The sequence below is a fragment of the Burkholderia sp. GbtcB21 genome (assembly GCF_019091065.1).
In the GTDB taxonomy this organism is placed as follows: domain Bacteria; phylum Pseudomonadota; class Gammaproteobacteria; order Burkholderiales; family Burkholderiaceae; genus Burkholderia; species Burkholderia pyrrocinia_C.
This window is the reverse complement of record NZ_JAGXKA010000076.1, coordinates 1-916: the sequence shown is the minus strand read 5'-3', so window position 1 is coordinate 916 and position 916 is coordinate 1. Positions and strand designations below refer to the sequence as shown.

The 916-nt window shown below is 62.8% G+C and carries 1 protein-coding gene; it reads right to left on the bottom strand.

The window, feature by feature from the left end; genetic code table 11:
• Nucleotides 1-10: 10 nt before the first annotated feature.
• Nucleotides 11-828 (bottom strand): IS5 family transposase gene (locus KVT39_RS36400; RefSeq protein ID WP_217591423.1). Its coding sequence is split into 2 segments (ribosomal slippage): nt 11-480 and nt 480-828, totalling 819 coding nucleotides; the frame shifts between segments, so codons are not numbered across the junction.
• Nucleotides 829-916: the final 88 nt, after the last annotated feature.

Genomic DNA, 916 nt, shown 5'->3' with positions numbered 1-916 from the left:
AGAGACGGTTTCATAAAGACAGCTCAGTGCGCCGGAGGGTATTCCAGCAGATCAGGCAGCAACCGAGTTTGAGGAACGCGCTGTGAATGTCAGCGCGGCGCTCGAAACGAATACGGAGGCGACGGAAATGATGCAGCCAGGCATGCGTGCGCTCGACGACCCAGCGATATTTGCCAAGGCCGCTGCCATGTTCGGTGCGACGCTTGGCGATAACCGGCTCGATACCGCGATTGCGCAACGCCTGCCGATGTCGCTCGGAGTCGTAACCGCGATCGGCGTAGACCACACGCGGTCTCTGCAGTGGGTGGCCGCGCAATCCACGAATTGGCGGAATCGCGTCGATCAGCGGCAGCAGCTGCGTGACATCGTGAACGTTCGCGCCGGTCAGGATCGCCGCGAGCGGCGTGCCATTGGCGTCGGTGACGATGTGGTGCTTGGAACCGGGTCGCGCGCGATCGGTGGGGTTTGGCCCGGTTTTTGGCCCGCCCCAACGGCGCGAATCGATGAGGAATCGACTGCGGCTCGCGAGAAGTCGATTTGGTCTGCTGCTCGCAGCTTCGCGAGCAGCAATTCGTGCAGGCGATCCCATACGCCCGCAGCCTGCCAATCGCGTAGCCGTCGCCAGCAAGTCACGCCCGAGCCGCAGCCCATCTCGGCGGGCAGGTCGCGCCAGCGCAATCCCGTCTTGAGAACGAACAGGATGCCGGTCAGCGCGGCGCGATTCGAAACAGGCAGGCGGCCTGGGTTCTTCTCGCGCCGCGGCTTGGGTGGCGGCAATAACGGCTCGATCAATATCCACAGTTCGTCGTCGATGATCGGCTTGCCCATCTCCTCGGCCTCGGTTGTTCCGATGCCTGAGGTTAACAGCTTGCCGCGAAAGTTAACAGCCCAACGGGGCCTTTCTGAAACCGTCTCT